This window comes from Anaerotruncus sp. 1XD42-93 (genome assembly GCF_009917605.1).
In the GTDB taxonomy this organism is placed as follows: domain Bacteria; phylum Bacillota; class Clostridia; order Oscillospirales; family Ruminococcaceae; genus Anaerotruncus.
This window is the reverse complement of sequence record NZ_QZEG01000016.1, coordinates 48,259-55,173: the sequence shown is the minus strand read 5'-3', so window position 1 is coordinate 55,173 and position 6,915 is coordinate 48,259. Positions and strand designations below refer to the sequence as shown.

Below are 6,915 nucleotides of genomic sequence, written 5' to 3'. Positions count from 1 at the left end.
CAGTGGAACGAGGTCTTTGCCGACGTCACCATCGCCTCCGCCATCCTGGACCGTGTCCTGCATCACTGCACTGTTATCAACATCAAGGGTGAGTCTTACCGCCTGAAAGAACGCAAGGAATTTATGCGTCAGAAACAGCAAATCGTGAACACTCTTTTTGAGCAAGGAAACGCTTAGTTTTGTTACCCCCCGCCGAAAAACTACAAAATTTCTTCGGCGTTTTCTTACAATTTCAAATTGGCGTTGACAGCGCATTCCCCCGCATTCTGGGAAAATACGTGCGTGAGGACAAAGCGCTGACGCTGGAAGAGGCCATCTATAAGATGACCAAAAAACCGGCAACGACCTTCAATATGACCGACCGCGGAGAAATCCGGGAGGGCGCTTACGCAGACCTGTGCATCTTCAACCCGGAAACCGTCATTGATAAGGGTACCTTCACCGACCCGATCCAGTATCCAGAAGGGATCGTGCATGTCATGGTCAACGGCGAGCTGGCTGTGAAGGACGGCAAACATACCGGCACACGCAACGGTGTGGTCCTGAAGAAGAAAGGGAAAGAGGTTGTGAAATAATGGAGAAACAGGTCGTTGCAACGAAGAACGCACCCGGTGCGGTAGGGCCTTATGTACAGGCAACCAAGCTGGAAAATATCATTTACTGCTCCGGACAGCTGGGAATCAATCCGGTTGAGGGAAAGCTCGCCACCACAGTGGAAGAGCAGGCGCATTGCTCGATGAAAAATCTGGGTGCGATTCTGAGGGAAGCGGGGAGCGATTACAGAAAAATTTTGAAAACCACCATCTTCCTGACCAATATGGACGATTTTTCCACAGTCAACGAGGTCTATCAATCCTATTTCGACGGTCAGTATCCTGCCCGCTCCTGTGTGCAGGTAGCAAAACTCCCGCTGGGCGGGCTGGTTGAAGTCGAGTGTGTCGCGTTTCTGTGAGCCAAAATGAAATTCTCTTTAACCTTCCATAAAACTCTCAAAAAGGATTGCCGCATTTCTGGCAATCCTTTTTGATGGAATGAAACAGTACCATGCATTGCCCCGACTTTTGCCGCCTTCGGGTGTGGTACAGCCCCGCTCATATATTGGTTCTGCATAGGGGGTGCCTTATGGATGGTGTGATCACCCGGCTGGCTGCACAGCGATGAAAGAAAGCGTCTTGGAAAAATAGCGGGCAACCAATATGCGCCCTGCCTGGCCTCTGTTCAGCGATAGAAGCAAACACCCCCGGCAAAATGCCGGGGGTGTTTTGGGGTGCTGTCTGTGATTTCCTGGGAAATCCAGAGAATCATTCGTAGCGCAGGGCCTCGATCGGATCGAGTTTAGCGGCTTTGTTGGCGGGGTAGTACCCGAAAAATACGCCGATCCCCATTGAGAAGCCAACCGCGATCAACACGATGCTCACCGATGGCCAACCGGGAGCGCCGAGCAGGGTGGAACCGAGTCTGCCCAAGGTGGTGCCCAGAATCACGCCGATGACCCCTCCGAAGAGGCAGATAATCATCGACTCAACGATGAACTGGACGCGGATGGCGATATTTTTTGCGCCGAGTGCTTTCCGGGTGCCAATCTCACGGGTACGCTCGGTCACCGATACAAGCATAATGTTCATAACGCCGATACCGCCGACCAGCAGCGAGATCGCCGCGATGATCGAGATCGCCAGCTTAATCATATCCAGCGAACTGGTCATCTCCCCGATCATGCTGTCCATGCTCTCGGCGCGCACCATTACATATTTGTTGCTGCGGTAGAGCTTGTTATTGAAATAGTTGTCGATCTCCTCGGTGAACGCTTTGCTGTCGGTGACCGTTTCGTTCCCCTTGATCTGCATTGCATAATAGCCATCATAAACACTCGTGACGCTGTCCGTATCCCGCGACATATCCTTGGCGACGCCGACCGGGATGAAGATATTTGTCGTGACGCTGCCGGCGCCCATCATTGCTGCCATGCCGCTGACCTCATACTGATACACCCCGACTACGGTGAAGGTGTAGGTTCCCTGGGAAAGCTGTAATTTGATCTCTTTTCCGAGCGCTTCGTGGACAGGGAGACCCGGAAACAGATCTTCCACGAATTTGTCCGAGATCACCGCGACGCTCTTTTCGCCGCTGACCTCGCGTTCATTCAGGTCGTGGCCCGCGATGATATCAATATTATTGATCCCGAGCGCGTTGGCATTCACTCCCTGTATCCGGGCCTCTGCCTTATTGTGCCCATTGATCGCCTGTCCGTATCCAACACTTTCCGAAACCGCCCAGCAGGCGACCCGGTCGCCAAACGCTTCCAAGAACTGGTCGATCATCTCGTCCGAGATGTAGTCCTCCTCCTGATACGGGCGGGACCAGTTGGTGTTGCCGTTCTCGTCCGGCCGGTCGATAATATAGAGCTGGACGCTGTTCGCGCCCATATCGTTGAACACATCGGTGATCGATTTGGTCATCGAATCGCCCACAGTGACGATCGTAATAACCGAGCTGATGCCGATAATGATGCCGAGCATGGTGAGCAGGGCGCGCATCTTATTGGAACGCAGGCCGTTGACCGCAAGCGAGATGTTTTCCTTAAAGTTAAACATGCACGCCGCCCCCTTTCTTCACCCCGACGATCTGCCCGTCGCTGATCGTAATGATCCGCTCGGTCTCCTCGGCCAGTTCGGGGTTATGGGTGATGAGTACGATGGTCTTGCCCTGTTCCCGGTGCAGGCGGTGGAACAGGTCCATCACCAGCCGCCCGGTGGAAGAGTCGAGCGCACCGGTCGGTTCGTCCGCGAGGATGATCGCCGGGTCGTTGGCCATCGCGCGCGCAATCGCCACACGCTGTTTCTGCCCGCCCGAAAGCTCGTTGGGCTGATGCTTCATCCGATCCTCCATCTCGACCTGCCGCAGCAGCTCCTTGGCCCGGGCGGTGCGCTGGGAGCGCGGTACACCCGCATAGAGCATCGGCAGTTCCACATTGCTCAATGCAGAGGTGCGGGGGATGAGATTGAAGGTCTGGAACACAAATCCGATCTTGTAGTTGCGGATTTCGGAAAGCATGTCGTCGGGTACCTCGCCCATCGGGACCCCGTCGAGCTGGTAGCTGCCGAAGGTCGGGCGGTCGAGCGCGCCGATAATATTCATCAGTGTGGACTTGCCCGAGCCGGACGCGCCGACGATCGAGACAAACTCCCCTTTGTAAACCTGTAAGTCGATTCCCTTGAGAATCTCAAGTTCATTTGGCTGTCCGATATAGAACCGCTTGACGATTCCCTTCATGTCAATAATCAGACGCCTGGCTGCCGTCGACTGGCCGGCAACCGTCATCTTGGTGTCGCTCATGGTTATTTCACCGCAGCTGCCGCATTGAGGGCGCTCGAAAGATCCTGCACTTCCATCCCATCGGTGATGCTTGCAGCATCCGAAATAATGAGGTCGCCTTCCTGCAATCCTTCACCGCTTACTTCGAGATAGAAGTCAGTTTCCATCCCGCTGGTGACCGGAACTGCGGTCGCGATCAGCTTTCCTTCCGCGTTTGGACGCGCTGCATAGACGATCTCTTTCCCCTCCGGATCGGTGATCACTGCTTCGAACGGTACCGCAAATACGTTCTCCTTGCGGTCAAGGATGATATTCAGGCGGACGTTCATGCCTACCCGCAGGCCGCTGTCCTTGGAAAGGAGTGCCACGTCGGTGTCGAACTCGACCGAGCCGCTCGACTGCACCTCTCCCGCAGCATTCTTGTTGGCAGCAGGGGAGATCCGCTCGATGCGGCCTTCGAATTCCTCATCGCCGGTGGCGTCCGACTTGATGACTGCGGACATCCCTTCCTTGACCGAACCGATGTCGAACTCTTTGACCTTGGTTTTGACCACGAGATCGTCGGTGTTCTCGATCACGAACAGGAGCCCGCTGCCCTGGCCGCCCTCTTTTGCATAGACAGCGGTGACAGTCCCTGCAATCGGTGCTTTGATGGTTGAATCCTCCAGCCGGTTCTGGAGCTGCTTGAGGGTGTATTGTGCGGCGCTCTGGTCGGCGCTCAGGCGGGCGCGTCTGATTGCGTCCTCCGAATTTTCCAGCCGGCGTCCCGCGTTCTGTTTGGCGATCTCATAGTTGGAGAGCGCTGTCTCATATGCGGTACGCGCCTGGCGATAGAGCTTGGTGTACATGCTGTAGTCCCCATCGAAGCTGGTGTCCTCTTCGTGGTACTCGGTCGCCGCTTTCATGTAATTATCCCGCGCAGTTTCAACCCGCTGTTCCAGTTCAGGGGTCACGGTACCGTTCTGCTGGGCCTTTTTCAGTTCCTTTTCCACCTTTTTGAGCGCATCCTCGGCGCGGTCCCGCTTGCGCTCGAGATCAAGAAGGACCTCTTCCGCAAAGTCGATGTCGTCCTTGTTGTCTTTGAGATCGCGCCGCGCATCATTCAGTTCCCGCTGCGCCGCATCAAGCGCGTGCTCGGCCGACACCAGCTGGCTGTCCATATCCTCCTGGAGGTCGCTGTCGAGATAGTCCCGTTCCCGCTGCGCCGCTTCCAGCTCAAGCTGGCCAAGCTGTGCCTGTTTATAGATGCTGGACTGCTGCTGTGCAATATCCAGTTCGAGATCGGTGGTATCGAGCTGGGCAAGGACATCCCCCTCGCTGACCCGGTCCCCCACCTTGACGTTGACGGTATTGACAGTGCTTGAGACGGTTGAATAGACCTGCATCCCCTGCGCGCTCTCAACCACCCCCGAAACGCCGACCTGGTTCACCAGTTCGCGCCGCTCGAGGCCCACGGTGGTCACCGCCGGGACCGGTGGCTTCGCCAGAAGGATCTTCGCGCCGCCAATGGCGACCGCCGCGATGACGACCGCACCAATGATGATCTTTTTCTTCTTCGGCTTTTTTCGGGTAAACCGCGCGATCTCCTGCTGTTGGCTTGCAGTGACCGCCGCCTGCGTCTCGACAGGTACCACTTCCTGATAGTCCAGCTTATCCGTCGTTTCATTCATCGTTTCCGCTCCTTGCTATGTATGGATTTTTGTATCAAGTGTACTATTCTGCTTAATACAGAAAAATATAACACATAACCACTGAAAATGCAAGTATTTTTTCAAAAAACCGTTTCTTTTTTTGGCTCCATAGAACTAAACGAGCCATCCCACATAAAAACTTCAAAAAAAGAAATTTTTTTGATCGAGTTTTGTAAGAATGCGTGGACAGTTTTTCATCTGAGAACAAGGTGGCATTTACCCAAGACATGTGGACGGTGCTTGGGGATGTAATAGAGAGGCGCTAGTACCCTGCGGGCCGGATAACACGGTTAAAAACCGGCTTGCAGGCCGTAAAGATCGAGTTAAAAATGGGCATTTCTGGATGCAGACAGGACGACTCCATGTTTATCGATGCTTATTATATATCAATTTTAGTTTAAAATTCAACTAATAAACAAAACAAAATTAGACATTTTATTCTACTGAATTTTAGTCATAATATTAAGTAGAAAACCGTTGAATTTTGAGGTGGCAAAGATGGACGAACTGAAAATCTCCAAACGCACCGAACCGGTCATGTTCAGCATCCGCATTGACAAATCTTTGGTCGATTTTTACGACCGCCTTGCGCAGCAGACCAATCGGAGCCGCAACGAGGTGATCGGGATGGCACTGGAATTTGCGCGGGATAAGATCAAGATTGAGGAAGAACGGTAACGGTTCTCCAAAAGATGAGAAGCGGGCTGCAAACGAAACTGTTTACAGCCCGCTCCTCAATAGGGGGGTGAGGATATGAAGATAAGCATTTTCATGGGCGTTTCGCCCTCTGCCACTCTCTTCCTATCTCATATGGTAACAGAAGAACCAAAAAAAGTCAAGAGAATGTGAAGATTTTATGAAATCCATCTAAATTTCTGTTTTTGGGATCAATAGACCCGCCTACGCCTTTTCCAGAGCAGGAAAGTTGCCACTGCCGCAATCAGTCCGGAAGTGGACATCACCGAAAGCAGGAGGAAGAGAAAGGTTAGCGGCGCAAGGGGATTCTGAACCAGGCCGTTTACGGTCACCGCTGGTGCAGCGGGCTGGTCGGGCGTGCTGGGTGGCTCCGGATCAGGTGGGGGTACCGGTTCCGGGTCTGGTTCGGAGCTGCTTGAAGAAGCTTCGGATTCAGAAGAGGAGGCCGGTTCAGAACTGCTCTCCGGTATAGAAGAGGAGGAGCTGGACTCTGTCAAGCTGCTCGAACTGGAGGGAGCACTCACGCTTGGCGTCTGTACCGGTACAGCATATCTGGGACTCTGTGCGGCGCTGGGATATTCATATTCGGGATACTCGAACTCGGGATATTCAAACTCCTGTGACGAAGACGAAGAGGAGGCGCGGCTGGTCGTGCCAGTCCCCACCGTCCTGTAGACCGCTGCCAGCGAGCTAAGGGTGTAATAATTCTTACTGTTCGGAATCCGCCCGATCTCGTAGGAACGAATCACGATCGTGGACTTGCCCGACCGCTTGATCGAGAGGGTCGTCCCGCTGTACTTCATCTCCCGCAGCACGTCAGCGGGCATTGTGGTGCGCGTCCCGGCGTTTATCTGGATGTGGTCGCCGCGGCTGGCGTCCGCAATCCGGTCGATCACCCGCTCCCAAAAAGACGAAATCGTGTAACTCGGACGATCATACCCACTGTCACGGCGTGCATATACGTCAGACGACAGGAAAACAGACACTGTGCAGAGCATGATCGCCACAGACAGTATCAGTGCCCATCCCCGTTTTTTCTCCAACATCAGAATCCCTCCCCGCAGATTACTATCTTCTTTATGATACTATTATACTCTGTTTGCGGGATAATCTCAAGAGGGCTTCCATACAGGGAAGCCTTGAATTTTAGGATCAGAGGCACCAGTCTTATGTCCTGTTTTTGACTAAACCAGGAGGCTGGAGATGGTTTTTC

The 6,915-nt window shown here is 53.7% G+C and carries 8 protein-coding genes; 4 read left to right on the top strand and 4 right to left on the bottom strand.

Translation table 11 applies throughout. The features are described 5' to 3' along the window. From D5269_RS08350 to D5269_RS08340, 3 genes are all read left to right on the top strand, one after another. Positions 1-177: ATP-binding protein (locus tag D5269_RS08350; protein WP_158604915.1), on the top strand; the 177-nt coding region annotated here is incomplete at its 5' end. A 2-nt stretch (positions 178-179) separates the two neighbouring features. Further along, the gene (locus D5269_RS08345; RefSeq protein ID WP_120484963.1) at positions 180-575 is read left to right on the top strand and encodes an amidohydrolase family protein; all 396 of its coding nucleotides are present in this window, start codon (positions 180-182) and stop codon (positions 573-575) included. Next, positions 575-952 carry a RidA family protein gene (locus D5269_RS08340; protein ID WP_120484962.1) on the top strand — a complete coding sequence of 126 codons (378 nt, stop codon included), beginning with the start codon at positions 575-577 and terminating at the stop codon, positions 950-952. The genes D5269_RS08345 and D5269_RS08340 overlap by 1 nt, the downstream gene beginning before the upstream one ends. Positions 953-1,301: 349 nt before the next feature. Here the strand turns inward: D5269_RS08340 and D5269_RS08335 are convergent, their stop codons facing one another. Genes D5269_RS08335 through D5269_RS08325 form a run of 3 tightly spaced genes read right to left on the bottom strand, consistent with a single transcriptional unit; the run spans position 1,302 to position 4,985 of the window. Beyond that, a complete protein-coding gene (locus tag D5269_RS08335; RefSeq protein WP_120484961.1) occupies positions 1,302-2,594 on the bottom strand; it encodes an ABC transporter permease in 1,293 nt (430 codons plus the stop codon). After that, positions 2,587-3,336, bottom strand: coding sequence for an ABC transporter ATP-binding protein (locus D5269_RS08330; RefSeq protein WP_022788236.1), 750 nt, complete (start codon positions 3,334-3,336; stop codon positions 2,587-2,589). The genes D5269_RS08335 and D5269_RS08330 overlap by 8 nt, the downstream gene beginning before the upstream one ends. Before the next feature lie 2 nt (positions 3,337-3,338). Then, on the bottom strand, positions 3,339-4,985 hold the full coding sequence (locus tag D5269_RS08325) for an HlyD family efflux transporter periplasmic adaptor subunit (RefSeq protein ID WP_120484960.1): 1,647 nt from the start codon (positions 4,983-4,985) through the stop codon (positions 3,339-3,341). Between the two features lie 519 nt (positions 4,986-5,504). Here D5269_RS08325 and D5269_RS08320 point away from each other — a divergent pair. Further along, on the top strand, positions 5,505-5,684 hold the full coding sequence (locus tag D5269_RS08320) for a hypothetical protein (RefSeq protein WP_016315202.1): 180 nt from the start codon (positions 5,505-5,507) through the stop codon (positions 5,682-5,684). A 209-nt stretch (positions 5,685-5,893) separates the two neighbouring features. On the opposite strand, the gene D5269_RS08315 is transcribed toward D5269_RS08320, so the two are convergent. Then, positions 5,894-6,748, bottom strand: a complete 855-nt coding sequence (locus D5269_RS08315) for a hypothetical protein (RefSeq protein WP_016315203.1) — start codon at positions 6,746-6,748, stop codon at positions 5,894-5,896. Between the last annotated feature and the right edge of the window lie 167 nt (positions 6,749-6,915).

Coding starts and splice junctions, on each gene's coding strand:
- D5269_RS08340 (WP_120484962.1), top strand. CDS start 575: ATGGAGAAACAGGTCGTTGCAACGAAGAACGCACCCGGTGCGGTAGGG.
- D5269_RS08335 (WP_120484961.1), bottom strand. CDS start 2,594: ATGTTTAACTTTAAGGAAAACATCTCGCTTGCGGTCAACGGCCTGCGT.
- D5269_RS08330 (WP_022788236.1), bottom strand. CDS start 3,336: ATGAGCGACACCAAGATGACGGTTGCCGGCCAGTCGACGGCAGCCAGG.
- D5269_RS08325 (WP_120484960.1), bottom strand. CDS start 4,985: ATGAATGAAACGACGGATAAGCTGGACTATCAGGAAGTGGTACCTGTC.
- D5269_RS08320 (WP_016315202.1), top strand. CDS start 5,505: ATGGACGAACTGAAAATCTCCAAACGCACCGAACCGGTCATGTTCAGC.
- D5269_RS08315 (WP_016315203.1), bottom strand. CDS start 6,748: ATGTTGGAGAAAAAACGGGGATGGGCACTGATACTGTCTGTGGCGATC.